Source organism: Kluyvera sp. NPDC087067, from assembly GCF_044745165.1.
GTDB lineage: Bacteria > Pseudomonadota > Gammaproteobacteria > Enterobacterales > Enterobacteriaceae > Kluyvera.
This window is the reverse complement of record NZ_JBIUZS010000002.1, coordinates 648891-665677: the sequence shown is the minus strand read 5'-3', so window position 1 is coordinate 665677 and position 16787 is coordinate 648891. Positions and strand designations below refer to the sequence as shown.

Sequence of the window (16787 nt, the reverse complement as noted above, 5' to 3'; positions counted from 1 at the left end):
CTGGCGCCGGAGAGCGACGCTAGCGCGTTTCATCCGCCGTACCTATATAAACGGGCCGCAATCGCGGCCCGTTTTGTTATGTACTTTATAGGCCGGATAAGCGCAAGCGCCATCCGGCAGCACCGAACTCAATTGTTCTGATAAATATCTTTATACAGCCGGCTTTCAAAGCGAACCAACGGAATACGACGATTCCTCTGGTCGGCAGGGGAAACCGCATAACCTGAAAGATATTGCACAAATGCCATTCTTTGACCGCTAGCGGTAGTGATAAAGCCCGCCAGGTTATACACCCCTTGCAGAGAGCCGGTTTTCGCCGACACCTTACCGTCAACCCCCGCCTGATGCAGACCGGCGCGGTACTGCAACGAACCATCGTGTCCGGCGAGCGGTAACATCGAGATGAAATCCAGCTCATTGTCATGCTGGGCGATGTACTGTAACGCCTGCATCATGGTTGCTGGCGCAATCAGGTTATGGCGAGACAGGCCGGAGCCATCGGCAATAATCGTATTGCCCAAATCGACGCCCGCTTGCTGGCGCAGGATCTGCCGGACGGCATCGGATCCCGCGCGCCAGGTACCGGGTACGCCAAAGCGCGAATGACCGACCATGCGGAATACGGTATCGGCAATCATGTTGTCAGACTTTTTCAGCATGATCTTCAGCAAGTCGTGCAGCTGCGCGGATTGCTTGCTAGCGAGCACGGTTCCGGGTTCGTTTACCAGAGTCTGGCGCAGTAGGGTGCCGCTGTAGGTGATCCCCGCCTGCTTGAGTTCATCTTTGATTATTGCCCCGGCATAGCTTGCGCCATCCTGAATGGCAAACGCCAGCGGCAGAGGCTCCGCGCGTTGTGGCAGGCAGCCGGTTAGCGTAAAGCGGTTCAAATCGCCTGGCACCACGTCCAGTTCGCAATATTGTGCATCCGGTGAGCCTTTAGCGAGCGTACGCACCTGGCTGAACATCGTCACCGGGTAGTACGATGCGATACGGATAAACGCCAGATCGTTAGCTTTTTGGGCGCTATAGAGTGAAATGGAGAAGCAGTTGCGGTCGATGATTGCGGCAGCGGGCGGCGCGCTAAAGCATTGGGTCATATCGTTCCACGGCCAGCCTGGCGCTTTATCATGGCTGGCGAAAATGGAGGTATCGATAAGTACGTTACCCTCGATATTTTGCACGCCTGCCTTTTTAAGCGTCGCCACCATATTGCGAATATCCTGACGTTTTAACGTCGGATCGCCGCCAAATCGCGCAATAAGGTCGCCTTTCAGCGTGCCATTATCAATGCTGCCTTTGGTTTCAAGTGTGGTGGTAAAACGAAAATCAGGGCCCAGTTGTAGCAATGCTGCCAACGCGGTGAGCACCTTTTGGGTACTGGCTGGAAGCGCCATCTGCTGGCCGTGATAATCCACCAACGGCGCAGAGGCACCGACCTTCTGCACTAACAGTGCAAGGTTGGCCCCGTCAGGGAGTTGATTGATATATTCATCAACATTCGCGGCCTGAACGCTAAACGCTATACTGGTGGTCAATCCGATGATAAATCTGGAAAATCGCATAATCTCGCGCTAACAACCTGGAAACAAGCCGTCATACTACGGTGCAAAGCCCTGTAAAGTAAACGATGACCCGTAGTGAACTTCAGGGTAAAATGCGTATCAAATTAAAAAATACTGCTGACCTGGGCTTAGTACCCGGGTCGGTTTTCTTTTGCTTCTGGCCTGGTGTCGATAGCGATACTGGCGGGCTTAACGGCCGGAGCGGGGGAACCGCTCCCTACAGGTATGTTTAAGAGGTATAACGATGCAAGCTATTCCGATGACCCTCCGCGGGGCAGAAAAACTGCGTGAAGAACTGGATTTTCTCAAGTCCGTACGTCGCCCAGAAATCATCGCGTCTATCGCTGAAGCGCGAGAGCATGGCGATCTGAAAGAAAATGCTGAGTACCACGCTGCCCGCGAGCAGCAGGGCTTCTGCGAAGGGCGTATCAAGGATATCGAAGCGAAGCTGTCTAATGCGCAAGTTATCGATATCACTAAGATGCCGAACAACGGCCGCGTTATCTTCGGTGCTACCGTAAAAGTGTTGAATCTTGATACCGATGAAGAGCAGGTTTACCGTATCGTGGGTGATGACGAGGCGGACTTTAAGCAGAACCTGATTTCAGTGAACTCTCCTATTGCTCGCGGTCTGATTGGCAAAGAGCAGGATGATGTCGTTGTCATCCGTACGCCGGGCGGCGAAGTTGAGTTCGAAATCCTGAAAGTGGATTATCTGTAAGATTTGTTCGACACTCAAAATGTTGACTGAGTGTAAAGATAAGAAAAAGGCCGCATAGCGGCCTTTTATCAAGCTTAAGAGCGTGGCATGTTGCTAGCCCTCGTAAAGAAAATCCCTCATTTAACACAATCTTGTGTCAGAAATTAGGATACTCTTAACGTGGCAGCGAGATTTTGCGTTCTTTACCAGGGCGATAAAGTACCAGCATCTTACCGATGACCTGTACGTTACAGGCGCCGGTTTCGCGCACGATAGCGTCCACGATCAAGGTTTTGGTTTCGCGATCTTCCGAGGCGACTTTCACCTTGATAAGTTCATGGTGCTCTAACGCTTGTTCAATCTCGGCCAGTACCCCTTCGGTCAAACCATTATTGCCAAGCATAACTACTGGCTTGAGCGGATGTGCAAGACCTTTCAGGTGCTGTTTTTGTTTAGTACTCAGATTCATCGTATATTTTTGCTTACGTTGGGATTGAAAACGGGTCATTCTACCGCCATCTCCCTTATATCACCAAATGATGCGTAGAAATTTACGCCAAAGGTTACGATGAACTGCCCCTATGGGAATGTTAAATGACAGGTAAAAAGCGTTCTGCCAGCTCAAGCCGCTGGCTCCAGGAACACTTTAGCGATAAATATGTTCAACAGGCACAGAAAAAGGGGTTACGTTCCCGTGCCTGGTTTAAACTTGATGAAATACAGCAAAGTGACAAACTTTTTAAGCCGGGGATGACGGTAGTTGACCTCGGTGCTGCCCCAGGAGGCTGGTCACAGTACGTGGTCACGCAGATTGGCGGCAAAGGCCGCATTATCGCTTGCGATCTTTTACCTATGGATCCAATCGTTGGTGTGGACTTCCTTCAAGGCGATTTTCGTGATGAACTCGTGGTGAAGGCATTACTGGAGCGAGTGGGTGACAGTAAGGTACAAGTTGTCATGTCAGATATGGCACCAAACATGAGCGGAACGCCGGAGGTTGATATCCCCCGGGCCATGTATCTGGTGGAGCTGGCGCTTGAAATGGTTCGTGATGTATTAGCGCCAGGCGGAAATTTTGTAGTGAAAGTGTTCCAGGGCGAAGGTTTCGATGAGTATCTAAGGGAAATTCGCTCCCTGTTTACGAAGGTCAAAGTTCGTAAGCCGGACTCTTCTCGTGCGCGTTCGCGTGAAGTGTACATTGTAGCGACCGGGCGAAAACCATAACCGTAAGAGTTTAAACGAAAGTTTGAATGATGACGGATATAGCGTATCCTGACGCTGTTTTTAACACAGTTGTAATAAGAGGTTAATCCCTTGAGTGACATGGCGAAAAACCTAATACTCTGGCTGGTCATTGCCGTCGTGCTGATGTCAGTATTCCAGAGCTTTGGGCCCAGCGAATCGAACAGCCACAAGGTGGATTATTCTACCTTCCTGCAAGAGGTCAATAACGATCAGGTTCGCGAAGCGCGTATCAACGGACGTGAGATCAACGTTACCAAGAAAGATAGTAACCGTTACACGACTTATCTTCCGGTTAACGATCCGAAGCTGCTTGATAACCTGCTGACGAAAAACGTCAAGGTTGTGGGTGAACCACCAGAAGAGCCAAGCCTGCTGGCTTCTATCTTCATTTCCTGGTTCCCAATGCTGCTCTTGATCGGTGTCTGGATCTTCTTCATGCGTCAGATGCAGGGCGGCGGTGGCAAAGGTGCCATGTCGTTTGGTAAGAGCAAAGCGCGCATGCTCACAGAAGACCAGATCAAAACCACTTTTGCTGACGTTGCTGGTTGTGACGAAGCGAAAGATGAAGTAGCCGAACTGGTTGAATATCTGCGTGAGCCGAGCCGTTTCCAGAAACTGGGCGGTAAAATCCCGAAAGGCGTCCTGATGGTCGGCCCTCCGGGTACCGGTAAGACCCTGTTGGCAAAAGCCATCGCGGGTGAAGCCAAGGTTCCGTTCTTCACTATTTCTGGTTCTGACTTCGTGGAAATGTTTGTGGGTGTCGGCGCATCTCGTGTGCGTGACATGTTCGAACAGGCCAAGAAAGCCGCTCCGTGCATCATCTTCATCGATGAAATCGACGCCGTAGGCCGCCAGCGTGGCGCAGGCCTGGGCGGTGGTCATGATGAACGTGAGCAGACGCTGAACCAGATGCTGGTTGAGATGGATGGCTTTGAAGGTAACGAAGGTATTATCGTTATCGCGGCAACTAACCGCCCAGACGTACTTGACCCAGCGCTGCTGCGTCCAGGTCGTTTCGACCGTCAGGTTGTGGTGGGTCTGCCAGACGTTCGCGGTCGTGAACAGATTCTGAAAGTGCATATGCGTCGCGTACCGCTGTCCCCGGACATCGATGCGGCAATCATTGCGCGTGGTACTCCTGGCTTCTCCGGTGCAGACCTGGCGAACCTGGTGAACGAAGCGGCACTGTTTGCAGCTCGCGGTAACAAGCGCGTGGTATCCATGGTTGAGTTCGAAAAAGCGAAAGACAAAATCATGATGGGTGCGGAACGCCGCTCCATGGTGATGACGGAAGCGCAGAAAGAATCCACCGCCTACCACGAAGCGGGCCACGCGATTATCGGTCGCCTGGTACCAGAGCACGATCCGGTGCACAAAGTAACGATTATTCCGCGCGGCCGTGCGCTGGGTGTGACCTTCTTCCTGCCTGAAGGCGACGCGATCAGCGCCAGCCGTCAGAAACTGGAAAGTCAGATCTCTACCCTGTACGGTGGTCGTCTGGCGGAAGAAATCATCTACGGCGTAGAGCATGTTTCTACCGGTGCGTCGAACGACATTAAAGTGGCGACTAACCTGGCACGTAACATGGTGACCCAATGGGGCTTCTCCGACAAACTCGGTCCGCTGCTGTATGCAGAAGAAGAGGGTGAAGTGTTCCTGGGCCGCTCTGTCGCTAAAGCGAAGCACATGTCTGATGAAACGGCTCGTATCATCGACCAGGAAGTTAAAGCGCTTATCGAACGTAACTACAATCGTGCGCGTCAGCTTCTGAACGAAAACATGGACATCCTGCACTCGATGAAAGATGCGCTCATGAAATATGAGACTATCGATGCACCGCAGATCGACGATCTGATGGCTCGCCGCGATGTGCGTCCGCCAGCGGGTTGGGAAGAACCGGGTTCATCCAACAACTCTGGCAGCACGGGTAAACCAAGTGCTCCGCGTCCAGTTGATGAGCCACCGGCACCGGACTCTGGCACCATGTCAGAGCAGTTCGGCGACAAATAAGTTCTCCTTCGTGGATAACCGTGCTTTACCTGAAACCCTGGGGCTTGCCCTGGGGTTTTTTCTATTCAACATCAAGAAATAAAAAGGATTCTTTATGAAACTCACCGCCCAGGGCTCCATCCTGGATCTTTCCCATCCGCACGTCATGGGAATACTCAACGTTACGCCTGACTCTTTCTCCGACGGCGGCACGCATAACACGCTGGTTGAGGCGGTGAAACATGCAAATCTGATGATTAACGCCGGTGCGACAATCATTGATGTTGGCGGCGAATCCACACGTCCTGGGGCACTGGATGTGAGCGTTGATGAAGAGCTTGAGCGCGTTATCCCGGTGGTCGAAGCCATTGCCCAGCGTTTTGAAGTCTGGATTTCTGTCGATACCTCTAAACCTGAGGTCATGCGCGAATCAGCGCGAGTAGGCGCGCATATCATCAATGATATCCGTTCGCTTAGCGAACCCGGGGCGCTGGAAGCGGCGGCAGAAACGGGTCTGCCCGTGTCGTTGATGCATATGCAGGGTAATCCAAAAACCATGCAGGATTCGCCGAAATATGATGATGTCTTTGCCGATGTGAATCGCTATTTTGTCGAACAAATCGCTCGCTGCGAGAAGGCCGGGATCCCAAAAGAAAAATTGCTGCTCGACCCGGGCTTCGGTTTCGGTAAAAATCTCTCCCATAATTATGAGTTACTGGCGCGTTTGTCAGAATTCCATCATTTTGGCTTACCGCTGTTTGTCGGTATGTCGCGTAAATCGATGATTGGCCAACTGCTCAATGTGGGGCCGTCAGACCGTCTTAGCGGCAGCCTGGCGTGTGCCGTGATTGCAGCCATGCAGGGCGCGCATATTGTTCGCGTCCACGACGTCAAAGAAACTGTTGAAGCGATGCGAGTGGTAGAAGCCACCCTGTCTGCGAAAGGAAAAAAACATTATGAGTAATCGCAAATATTTTGGTACCGATGGGATCCGTGGCCGTGTAGGAGACTCACCGATTACCCCTGAGTTTGTCCTGAAGCTGGGCTGGGCGGCAGGTAAAGTCCTTGCAAGCCACGGTTCGCGTAAAATCATTATCGGTAAAGACACGCGTATTTCCGGCTATATGCTGGAGTCTGCGTTAGAGGCTGGGCTGGCTGCGGCGGGGTTATCCGCCTCATTTACCGGCCCTATGCCGACCCCTGCGGTGGCCTATCTGACCCGTACCTTCCGTGCAGAAGCCGGTATTGTGATCTCCGCATCCCACAATCCCTTCTACGATAACGGCATTAAATTCTTCTCCATCGACGGCACCAAATTGCCGGATGACGTTGAAGAAGCAATTGAAGCCGAGATGGAAAAAGAGCTGACCTGCGTCGACTCCGCTGAGCTCGGAAAAGCCAGCCGCATTGTGGATGCAGCTGGCCGCTACATCGAATTCTGTAAAGGCACTTTCCCCAACGAACTTAACCTCAACGCATTGAAGATTGTGGTGGACTGCGCCAACGGCGCGACCTATCACATCGCACCGAACGTGCTGCGTGAACTGGGGGCGAATGTTATTGCGATTGGCTGCGAGCCGAACGGCGTAAACATTAACGAAGAAGTCGGCGCGACGGACGTTCGTGCGCTACAAGCGCGCGTGCTGGCGGAGAAAGCCGATCTGGGTATTGCGCTGGACGGCGACGGCGATCGCGTGATTATGGTTGACCACGAAGGCAATAAAGTCGATGGCGACCAAATCATGTATATCATCGCCCGTGAAGCGTTGCGTCAGGGTCAGCTGCGCGGTGGCGCTGTCGGGACGCTGATGAGCAACATGGGGCTGGAAGTCGGCCTCAAACAGCTGGGCATTCCTTTCACGCGCGCCAAAGTTGGTGACCGCTACGTGCTGGAAAAAATGCAGGAGAAAGGATGGCGAATTGGGGCGGAAAACTCCGGCCACGTTATCCTGCTGGACAAAACCACCACCGGTGACGGTATCGTTGCGGGCCTGCAGGTCGTTGCGGCCATGGTGCGTAACCATATGAGTTTGCACGACCTGTGCAGCGGGATGAAAATGTTCCCTCAGGTGCTGGTCAACGTTCGCTATACCGACGGCAAATCCAATCCACTGGAGAATGATGCCGTGAAAACGGCGGCGGCAGAAGTGGAAGCCGCGCTGGGCAACCGCGGGCGTGTGCTGTTGCGTAAATCAGGCACTGAGCCGTTGATTCGCGTGATGGTTGAAGGTGAAGACGCCGAACAGGTGACGGCATTTGCCCACCGGATTGCTGATGCGGTAAAAGCGGTTTAATGCTCGCTAAGTGACTAAAAAGGCGGCGCTTGCCGCCTTTTTTTGCATGATTCACCGTTGTTTTGCTGTTTTTTTCCGCAGTTGATACAATGTGTCGAAATTGCCCTTGCGAAGGTCATTCGCTTTGGTTAGTATTCACACCCGCTTCAGTGGGAAAATAAATCTCCCGCTTTATTGGTTGAGGCACTGGTACGCGGTGACCCCGCAAGGAACAGGTTGATTATGTACGAAGCTCTTTTAGTAGTTTTCCTTATTGTAGCGATTGGCCTTGTGGTCCTCGTTATGCTGCAACAAGGTAAAGGCGCTGATATGGGAGCCTCCTTTGGAGCAGGCGCTTCCGGCACGCTGTTTGGTTCAAGTGGTTCTGGTAACTTCATGACCCGTATGACCGCCGTGTTTGCGACGCTGTTCTTCATTATCAGTCTGGTACTGGGTAACATCAACAGTAACAAGACCAATAAAGGAAGTGAGTGGGAAAACCTGACTGCACCGGCTAACACCGAGCAGACTCAGCCAGCTGCACCGGCCCAGCCGACCAGCGATATCCCGCACTAATAGCAGTATCTGTACCGAGGTGGTGGAATTGGTAGACACGCTACCTTGAGGTGGTAGTGCCCTAACGGGCTTGTGGGTTCGAGTCCCATCCTCGGTACCAATATTCCGAAAGAAAGACGCTGAAAAGCGTCTTTTTTTTCGTCTGTAGTTTGTACTTGCGGTGTGGTGTATATGGTGTTGTATATGCCGTAGGCCTGATAAGCGTAGCGCCATCAGGCACAAGCGCACATTGCCGGATGGCGGCGTAACCGCCTTATCCGGCCTACAACACCATAACCCAGAATACAAAAAAGGCCGCATACGCGGCCTTTCACTCATTTTCTTACTCGTTTATTTACTTTTGTTTTCCAGATTCTCAACCTGAGGCAGGCCGGTTGCGGCAGACGCGGTCAGCAGACCGGACTTCGCATAGCCGAACAGCTTTTCGCGGGTATCGGTGATATCCAGATTACGCATGGTCAATTGACCAATACGGTCGTCAGGTGAGAAGACGGATTCACCTTTCTCCATGGTCAGACGCTCTGCCTTATAGGTCAGGTTGTCGGACACGGTGTTCATAATCGAGTAATCATTACCACGACGCAGTTCCAGCGTGACTTCACCGGTAATCTGGCTTGCAACCCAACGTTGCAGACCATCACGTAGCATCAGCGCCTGAGAGTCGAACCAGCGACCTTGATACAGCAGACGACCCAGCTGACGGCCGTGGGCGTGATACTGTTCAATGGTATCTTCGTTGTGAATGCCGGTCAGCAGACGCTCGTAGGCGATATGCAGCAGCGCCATTCCCGGGGCTTCGTAAATACCACGGCTTTTCGCTTCGATAATACGGTTTTCAATCTGGTCGCTCATCCCCAGACCGTGGCGTCCGCCGATGCGGTTAGCTTCCAGCATTAATTCAACGTCATCGCTGAAGGTTTTACCGTTCAGCGCGACGGGATGGCCCTGCTCAAAACGGACGGTCACTTCTTCCGCAGGGATTTTCACATTTTCATCCCAGAATTTTACACCCATGATCGGATTAACGATTTTGAGGCTGGAATTCAGGAACTCGAGATCTTTAGCTTCGTGGGTTGCACCCAGCATGTTGGAATCGGTTGAGTAAGCTTTTTCAACCGACATTTTGTAGTCGAAACCACAGGCAATCATAAACTCGGACATTTCATGGCGTCCGCCCAGTTCATCAATAAAATCGGTATCCAGCCAGGGTTTGTAAATCTGCAGTTCAGCATTCGTCAGCAGACCGTAGCGATAAAAACGCTCGATGTCGTTGCCTTTATAGGTGCTGCCGTCGCCCCAGATATTAACGCCATCTTCTTTCATGGCGGCAACCAGCATGGTGCCGGTTACTGCGCGGCCCAGCGGGGTGGTGTTAAAGTAGGTCAGGCCGCCGGTGGTATTATGGAAAGCACCGCATTGAATGGCGGCGATACCTTCAGCAACCAGCTGCTTACGGCAGTCGATCAGGCGAGCGTTCTCGGCACCATATTCCATAGCACGACGAGGAATTGCATCATAATCATCTTCGTCTGGCTGTCCCAGGTTTGCAGTATATGCATAAGGGACCGCACCTTTTTGTCGCATCCACAGCAGCGCTGCGCTGGTGTCAAGACCGCCAGAGAAGGCGATACCAATACGTTGACCTGCTGGAAGATGCTTGAGAATCGTCGTCATAAAGTAAAACCCTGCTTAAGTGACTGAAGGGGGAATCGCTTTCCGCTGTCAGTGAATTTTTATGCAAAATAAATGAGTTTTAATTTAATCATCTTTTGCTTGTGACTGGAAGTGATTCATGCATTTTTATTCAAAAAATCCGCGCTATCAGTGTAGGCCATTGGGATAACCTTACCGCGATGGCAAACGCATTTCTTCTGCATAGAATGTGAGGTTGACAAGCTGTGAGCCACATCACTATACTGTAGGTCGATTTTACGTCCCGTCCTCGGTACCAAATCCCAGCATTATTTGCATTTTTTACTCAAAACGCGTAAAATTTGCCACGTTCGTTTCAGGCGCGGGGTGGAGCAGCCTGGTAGCTCGTCGGGCTCATAACCCGAAGGTCGTCGGTTCAAATCCGGCCCCCGCAACCACTTTCCCTTAGAGTTATTTTTCAAATATACTGTGAAGACTTAGGCCTTCGGAGTTGGATTTGAAAAAAATTCTTTCGGAAGGTTCTCCAGGCCGCAGTTGCGGCTATAGGGTTCAGTTATCTAAAGCCCCGATTTATCGGGGTTTTTTGTTATCTGACTACAGAATAACTGGGCTTTATGCCCTTTTTTTATGTCTTGGGGGTGGGTTTGTCCACATTAGAGCAAAAATTAACAGAGATGATTACAGCGCCGGTTGAAGCCCTGGGCTATGAACTGGTCGGCATCGAATTTATTCGTGGCCGCACTTCCACACTGCGCATCTATATTGATAGTGAAGATGGCATCAATGTTGATGATTGTGCTGATGTGAGCCACCAGGTAAGCGCTGTAATGGATGTAGAAGATCCGATTACCGTTGCTTACAACCTGGAAGTGTCCTCTCCGGGCCTCGACCGTCCTATGTTCACCGCTGAACACTATGTACGCTTCCTGGGTGAAGAGGTGACGCTGGTACTGCGTATGGCGGTTCAAAACCGTCGTAAATGGCAGGGCGTTATCAAAGCGGTGGACGGTGAAATGATCACCGTTACAGTCGATGGTAAAGATGAAGTGTTCGCGCTGAGTAATATCCAGAAGGCGAACCTGGTTCCCCACTTTTAACAGTCTGGATTGAGGTGAAAAGCCCGCGATGAACAAAGAAATTTTGGCCGTTGTTGAAGCCGTTTCCAACGAAAAATCACTGCCACGCGAGAAAATTTTTGAAGCGCTGGAAAGTGCGCTGGCTACAGCAACCAAGAAAAAATACGAGCAAGAAATTGATGTGCGTGTAGAAATTGACCGTCGTAGCGGTGATTTCGACACGTTCCGCCGTTGGGTTATTGTTGAAGAAGTGACCCAGCCAACCAAAGAAATCACCCTGGAAGCCGCGCGTTACGAAGACGAAAGTCTGAACGTGGGTGAATACGTTGAAGATCAGATTGAATCTGTCACCTTCGACCGTATCACCACCCAGACGGCAAAACAGGTTATCGTCCAGAAAGTACGTGAAGCTGAACGTGCGATGGTCGTCGACCAGTTCCGTGAGCACGAAGGTGAAATCGTCACCGGCGTGGTGAAGAAAGTAAACCGCGACAATATTTCGTTGGATCTGGGCAACAACGCTGAAGCCGTTATCCAGCGCGAAGATATGCTGCCGCGTGAAAACTTCCGTCCGGGCGACCGTATTCGTGGTGTTTTATACTCTGTACGTCCAGAAGCTCGTGGCGCACAGCTGTTCGTCACCCGTTCTAAGCCGGAAATGCTGATCGAACTGTTCCGCATTGAAGTGCCGGAAATTGGCGAAGAAGTGATTGAAATCAAAGCCGCCGCTCGCGATCCTGGCTCTCGTGCGAAAATTGCCGTTAAAACTAACGACAAACGTATCGATCCGGTAGGTGCTTGCGTTGGTATGCGTGGCGCACGTGTTCAGGCAGTTTCGACTGAACTCGGCGGCGAGCGCATTGATATCGTCCTGTGGGATGATAACCCGGCGCAGTTTGTCATCAATGCGATGGCACCGGCTGATGTTGCATCCATCGTGGTTGACGAAGACAAGCACACCATGGATATCGCCGTTGAAGCCGGTAACCTGGCTCAGGCGATTGGTCGTAATGGCCAGAACGTCCGTCTGGCCTCTCAGCTCAGTGGCTGGGAACTCAACGTAATGACCGTTGATGACCTGCAGGCTAAGCACCAGGCTGAAGCACACGCTGCTATCGATACCTTCACCAAATATCTCGATATTGATGAAGATTTCGCAACCGTGCTGGTTGAAGAAGGCTTTGCAACGCTCGAAGAACTGGCCTACGTGCCAATGAAAGAGCTGCTGGCTATCGACGGCCTGGATGAAGACACCGTTGAAGCGCTGCGCGAGCGTGCTAAAAACGCACTGACCACTCTGGCACTGGCCCAGGAAGAAAGCCTCGGTGATAACAAACCGGCTGACGATCTGCTGAATCTGGAAGGATTGGATCGCGAAATGGCCTTCAAACTGGCTGCCCGTGGTGTTTGTACGCTGGAAGAACTCGCCGAACAGGGCATTGATGATCTGGCTGATATCGAAGGGTTAACCGACGAAAAAGCCGGTGAGCTGATTATGGCTGCCCGTAATATTTGCTGGTTCGGTGACGAAGCGTAATAAACTGTAGCAGGAAGGAACAGTATGACAGATGTAACCGTAAAATCGCTGGCTGCAGAAATACAGACCTCCGTGGATCGCCTGGTACAGCAATTTGCTGATGCAGGTATCCCGAAGGCTGCTGATGACTCTGTGTCCGCACAAGAGAAGCAAACCTTACTGGCGCATTTGAACCGTGAAAACGGCTCGGCGCCGGATAAGTTGACTTTGCAGCGCAAAACGCGCAGTACTCTCAACATTCCAGGTACCGGTGGAAAAAGTAAATCGGTACAAATCGAAGTCCGCAAGACACGCACCTTTGTGAAACGCGATCCGCAAGAGGCTGAACGCCTGGCCGCGGAAGAGCAGGCGCAGCGTGAAGCGGAAGAGCAAGCCCGTCGTGAAGCAGAAGAAACTGCTAAACGCGAGGCGCAACAAAAAGCCGAACGTGAGGCCGCAGAACAAGCTAAACGTGAAGCCGCTGATAAAGCGAAACGTGAAGCTGCGGAAAAAGACAAAGTGAGCAATCAACAGACCGACGATATGACAAAAACCGCCCAGGCCGACAAAGCCCGCCGTGAAAATGAAGCCGCTGAGCTGAAGCGCAAAGCTGAAGAAGAATCGCGCCGTAAGCTGGAAGAAGAAGCCCGCCGCGTAGCGGAAGAGGCTCGCCGTATGGCGGAAGAAAACGAAAAGAATGGTGTGAACACCGCTGCTGAACCAACTGAAGATGCCAGCGATTATCACGTCACCACCTCTCAGCATGCTCGTCAGGCTGAAGACGAAAATGACCGTGAAGTTGAAGGCGGTCGTGGCCGTACCCGTACTGCGACCAAAGCTGCTCGCCCTCAGAAGAAAGGCAACAAGCACGCTGAATCTAAAGCAGACCGCGAAGAAGCGCGTGCTGCGGGTCGCGGCGGTAAAGGCGGTAAGCGTAAAGGTTCTTCCCTGCAGCAGGGCTTCCAGAAGCCAGCTCAGGCCGTTAACCGTGACGTTGTGATTGGCGAAACCATCACCGTTGGCGAATTAGCGAACAAGATGGCGGTCAAAGGCTCTCAGGTCATCAAAGCGATGATGAAGTTGGGCGCAATGGCGACCATCAACCAGGTTATCGATCAGGAAACCGCACAGCTGGTTGCTGAAGAGATGGGCCACAAAGTTATCCTGCGTCGTGAAAACGAGCTGGAAGAAGCGCTGATGAGCGACCGTGACACCGGCGCTGCGGCTGAACCGCGCGCACCGGTTGTGACCATCATGGGTCACGTTGACCACGGTAAAACCTCTCTGCTGGACTACATTCGTTCAACGAAAGTGGCCTCTGGCGAAGCGGGCGGCATTACCCAGCACATCGGTGCATACCACGTTGAAACTGACAACGGTATGATCACCTTCCTGGACACCCCGGGGCACGCCGCGTTTACCTCTATGCGTGCTCGTGGTGCGCAGGCAACGGATATCGTTGTTCTGGTTGTTGCAGCAGACGACGGCGTGATGCCGCAGACTATCGAAGCTATCCAGCACGCGAAAGCTGCGCAGGTACCGATGGTTGTTGCAGTCAACAAAATCGATAAGCCAGAAGCCGATATGGATCGCGTGAAGAACGAACTGTCTCAGTACGGCGTTATGCCGGAAGAGTGGGGCGGCGAATCACAGTTCATCCCAGTTTCTGCGAAAGCCGGTACCGGTATCGATGACCTGCTGAACGCTATCCTGCTGCAGGCTGAAGTTCTGGAGCTGAAAGCGATTCGTAAAGGTATGGCAAGCGGCGCGGTTATCGAATCCTTCCTCGACAAAGGTCGTGGCCCAGTGGCTACCGTCCTGGTACGTGAAGGTACTCTGAACAAGGGCGATATCGTACTGTGTGGCTTCGAATACGGCCGCGTTCGTGCAATGCGTAACGAACTGGGTCAGGAAGTTCTGGAAGCAGGTCCGTCTATTCCAGTTGAAATCCTGGGTCTGTCCGGCGTTCCTGCGGCGGGTGACGAAGTTACCGTTGTTCGTGACGAGAAAAAAGCGCGTGAAGTTGCACTGTATCGTCAGGGCAAATTCCGTGAAGTTAAGCTGGCTCGTCAGCAGAAATCTAAACTTGAAAACATGTTTGCTAACATGACTGAAGGCGAAGTTCACGAAGTGAACGTCGTACTGAAAGCAGACGTTCAGGGTTCTGTTGAAGCTATCGCTGACTCCTTGCTGAAACTGTCTACCGACGAAGTGAAAGTAAGAATCATCGGTTCTGGCGTAGGTGGTATCACCGAAACCGACGCAACGCTTGCTGCAGCATCCAACGCTATCCTGGTTGGCTTCAACGTCCGTGCTGATGCCTCTGCGCGTAAAGTGATTGAATCTGAAAGCCTGGATCTGCGTTACTACTCCGTCATCTATCATCTGATCGACGAAGTGAAAGCAGCAATGAGCGGCATGCTGTCTCCAGAACTGAAACAGCAGATCATTGGTCTGGCTGAAGTTCGTGATGTGTTCAAATCACCGAAATTTGGTGCAATCGCGGGCTGTATGGTTACCGAAGGTACCATCAAACGTCACAACCCAATCCGCGTTCTGCGCGACAACGTGGTTATCTATGAAGGCGAGCTGGAATCCCTGCGCCGCTTCAAAGATGACGTCAACGAAGTCCGTAACGGTATGGAATGTGGTATCGGCGTTAAGAACTACAACGATGTACGCACTGGCGATATGATCGAAGTCTTCGAAATTATCGAAATCCAACGTACCATCGATTAATGACCGATCGTAGGCCGGGTTAGCGAAGCGCCACCCGGCAATTATTTCAAAAGGGGCTGATAGCCCCTTTTTTGTCTGGAGAATTTATTATGGCGAAAGAATTTGGTCGCCCACAGCGCGTGTCTCAGGAAATGCAAAAAGAGATCGCTATCATCCTGCAGCGCGAAATTAAAGACCCACGCCTGGGTATGATGACCACCGTTTCCGGTGTTGAAATGTCTCGCGACCTGGCCTACGCCAAAGTGTTCGTGACTTTCCTGAACGACAAAGATGAAGCTGCCGTGAAAGCAGGCATCAAAGCGTTACAGGAAGCCTCTGGCTTCATCCGTTCGCTGCTGGGTAAAGCCATGCGTCTGCGTATCGTGCCTGAACTGACCTTCTTCTACGACAACTCGTTGGTTGAAGGGATGCGCATGTCAAACCTGGTCAGCAACGTGGTCAAGCATGACGATGAACGTCGTGTGAACCCGGACGACAGCAAGGAGGACTGATGAGTCGTCCTCGTCGTCGCGGCCGTGATATTCACGGCGTACTGTTGCTGGATAAGCCATTAGGCGCGTCCAGCAATGATGTGCTGCAAAAGGTTAAACGTATTTATAACGCTAACCGTGCCGGGCATACGGGTGCGCTGGATCCACTGGCAACCGGTATGCTGCCGATTTGCCTGGGTGAAGCCACCAAGTTTTCCCAGTATCTGCTCGACTCCGACAAACGCTATCGGGTGGTTGCACGTTTAGGGCAACGTACCGATACCTCGGATGCCGAAGGGCAGATAGTCGAAGAGCGTCCGGTTAACGTCAGCGAGTCTCAACTGGCCGACGCGCTTGAGAGTTTCCGTGGTGACACCCAGCAGGTGCCATCAATGTACTCTGCGCTGAAGTATCAGGGGAAAAAACTCTACGAATACGCCCGTCAGGGAATTGAAGTGCCGCGTGAAGCGCGCCCGATTACCGTCTACGAATTGCAGTTTATTCGTCATGAAGGTGATGAGGTTGAGCTGGAAATTCACTGCTCAAAAGGCACTTATATTCGTACCATCATTGACGATCTCGGCGAGAAGCTCGGCTGTGGCGCGCACGTCATTTTCCTGCGTCGTCTGGCGGTCAGCAAATACCCGGTTGAACGGATGGTGACGCTGGATCATCTGCAAGAGCTGGTTGCACAAGCCGAACAGCAGGGCATCCCGGCGGCAGAACTGCTCGATCCCTTATTGATGCCAATGGACAGTCCCGCGTCGGACTATCCGGTGGTCAATATTCCTCTCACCTCATCGGTTTACTTCAAAAATGGTAACCCGGTACGCACCACCGGCGCGCCGGTGGACGGCCTGGTTCGCGTGACTGAAGGGGAAGAAGGGAAATTTCTGGGTATGGGTGAAATTGATGATGAAGGCCGCGTGGCTCCACGCCGTCTGGTCGTCGAGTACACCGAGTCAGCCTGACTCTGTCGCTTGCGATA

General features: G+C 52.2%; 14 protein-coding genes and 2 tRNA genes. 13 read left to right on the top strand and 3 right to left on the bottom strand.

Annotation, left to right across the window (positions count from 1 at the left end):
• Positions 1 to 128: 128 nt before the first annotated feature.
• Positions 129 to 1562 carry a serine-type D-Ala-D-Ala carboxypeptidase gene (gene dacB, locus ACIPDS_RS08445; RefSeq protein ID WP_400734581.1) on the bottom strand — a complete coding sequence of 478 codons (1434 nt, stop codon included), beginning with the start codon at positions 1560 to 1562 and terminating at the stop codon, positions 129 to 131.
• A 244-nt stretch (positions 1563 to 1806) separates the two neighbouring features.
• Between dacB and greA the strand changes: the two genes are divergently transcribed.
• Positions 1807 to 2283, top strand: coding sequence for a transcription elongation factor GreA (gene greA, locus ACIPDS_RS08440; protein ID WP_166516786.1), 477 nt, complete (start codon positions 1807 to 1809; stop codon positions 2281 to 2283).
• Positions 2284 to 2437: 154 nt separating this feature from the next.
• Here the strand turns inward: greA and yhbY are convergent, their stop codons facing one another.
• On the bottom strand, positions 2438 to 2731 hold the full coding sequence (gene yhbY, locus ACIPDS_RS08435) for a ribosome assembly RNA-binding protein YhbY (RefSeq protein WP_035891263.1): 294 nt from the start codon (positions 2729 to 2731) through the stop codon (positions 2438 to 2440).
• Between the two features lie 125 nt (positions 2732 to 2856).
• Between yhbY and rlmE the strand changes: the two genes are divergently transcribed.
• The 6 genes from rlmE to ACIPDS_RS08405 all read left to right on the top strand — a co-directional run bounded on the left by rlmE (position 2857) and on the right by ACIPDS_RS08405 (position 8445).
• A complete protein-coding gene (rlmE, locus tag ACIPDS_RS08430) occupies positions 2857 to 3486 on the top strand; it encodes a 23S rRNA (uridine(2552)-2'-O)-methyltransferase RlmE (protein ID WP_062774188.1) in 630 nt (209 codons plus the stop codon).
• Positions 3487 to 3585: 99 nt separating this feature from the next.
• Entirely contained in the window at positions 3586 to 5517 is a 1932-nt protein-coding gene (gene ftsH / locus ACIPDS_RS08425) for an ATP-dependent zinc metalloprotease FtsH (protein WP_166516787.1), read from the top strand.
• A gap of 94 nt (positions 5518 to 5611) precedes the next feature.
• Complete coding sequence (gene folP, locus ACIPDS_RS08420; protein ID WP_400734578.1) at positions 5612 to 6460, top strand: dihydropteroate synthase; 849 nt, start codon at positions 5612 to 5614, stop codon at positions 6458 to 6460.
• Positions 6453 to 7790, top strand: coding sequence for a phosphoglucosamine mutase (glmM, locus tag ACIPDS_RS08415; RefSeq protein ID WP_166516789.1), 1338 nt, complete (start codon positions 6453 to 6455; stop codon positions 7788 to 7790). Before folP ends, glmM begins: the two co-directional genes overlap by 8 nt.
• Before the next feature lie 222 nt (positions 7791 to 8012).
• Positions 8013 to 8345: a preprotein translocase subunit SecG gene (gene secG, locus ACIPDS_RS08410; RefSeq protein ID WP_062774195.1), complete on the top strand. Its 333-nt coding sequence runs from the start codon at positions 8013 to 8015 to the stop codon at positions 8343 to 8345.
• Positions 8346 to 8358: 13 nt separating this feature from the next.
• Positions 8359 to 8445 (top strand) — tRNA-Leu (locus ACIPDS_RS08405).
• A gap of 230 nt (positions 8446 to 8675) precedes the next feature.
• Here ACIPDS_RS08405 and argG read toward each other — a convergent pair.
• Positions 8676 to 10019, bottom strand: coding sequence for an argininosuccinate synthase (gene argG / locus ACIPDS_RS08400; protein ID WP_166516790.1), 1344 nt, complete (start codon positions 10017 to 10019; stop codon positions 8676 to 8678).
• Between the two features lie 339 nt (positions 10020 to 10358).
• Here argG and ACIPDS_RS08395 point away from each other — a divergent pair.
• The 6 genes from ACIPDS_RS08395 (at position 10359) to truB (ending at position 16770) form a co-directional block, all read left to right on the top strand.
• Positions 10359 to 10435, top strand: a tRNA-Met gene (locus ACIPDS_RS08395).
• 207 nt (positions 10436 to 10642) lie between these two features.
• Complete coding sequence (gene rimP, locus ACIPDS_RS08390; protein ID WP_166516791.1) at positions 10643 to 11095, top strand: ribosome maturation factor RimP; 453 nt, start codon at positions 10643 to 10645, stop codon at positions 11093 to 11095.
• Positions 11096 to 11123: 28 nt separating this feature from the next.
• On the top strand, positions 11124 to 12611 hold the full coding sequence (nusA, locus tag ACIPDS_RS08385; protein WP_400734574.1) for a transcription termination factor NusA: 1488 nt from the start codon (positions 11124 to 11126) through the stop codon (positions 12609 to 12611).
• A 24-nt stretch (positions 12612 to 12635) separates the two neighbouring features.
• On the top strand, positions 12636 to 15329 hold the full coding sequence (infB, locus tag ACIPDS_RS08380) for a translation initiation factor IF-2 (protein WP_166516793.1): 2694 nt from the start codon (positions 12636 to 12638) through the stop codon (positions 15327 to 15329).
• Positions 15330 to 15418: 89 nt separating this feature from the next.
• Complete coding sequence (gene rbfA, locus ACIPDS_RS08375; RefSeq protein WP_062774200.1) at positions 15419 to 15820, top strand: 30S ribosome-binding factor RbfA; 402 nt, start codon at positions 15419 to 15421, stop codon at positions 15818 to 15820.
• Positions 15820 to 16770, top strand: coding sequence for a tRNA pseudouridine(55) synthase TruB (gene truB / locus ACIPDS_RS08370; protein WP_400734571.1), 951 nt, complete (start codon positions 15820 to 15822; stop codon positions 16768 to 16770). The genes rbfA and truB overlap by 1 nt, the downstream gene beginning before the upstream one ends.
• The last annotated feature ends 17 nt before the right edge of the window (positions 16771 to 16787 follow it).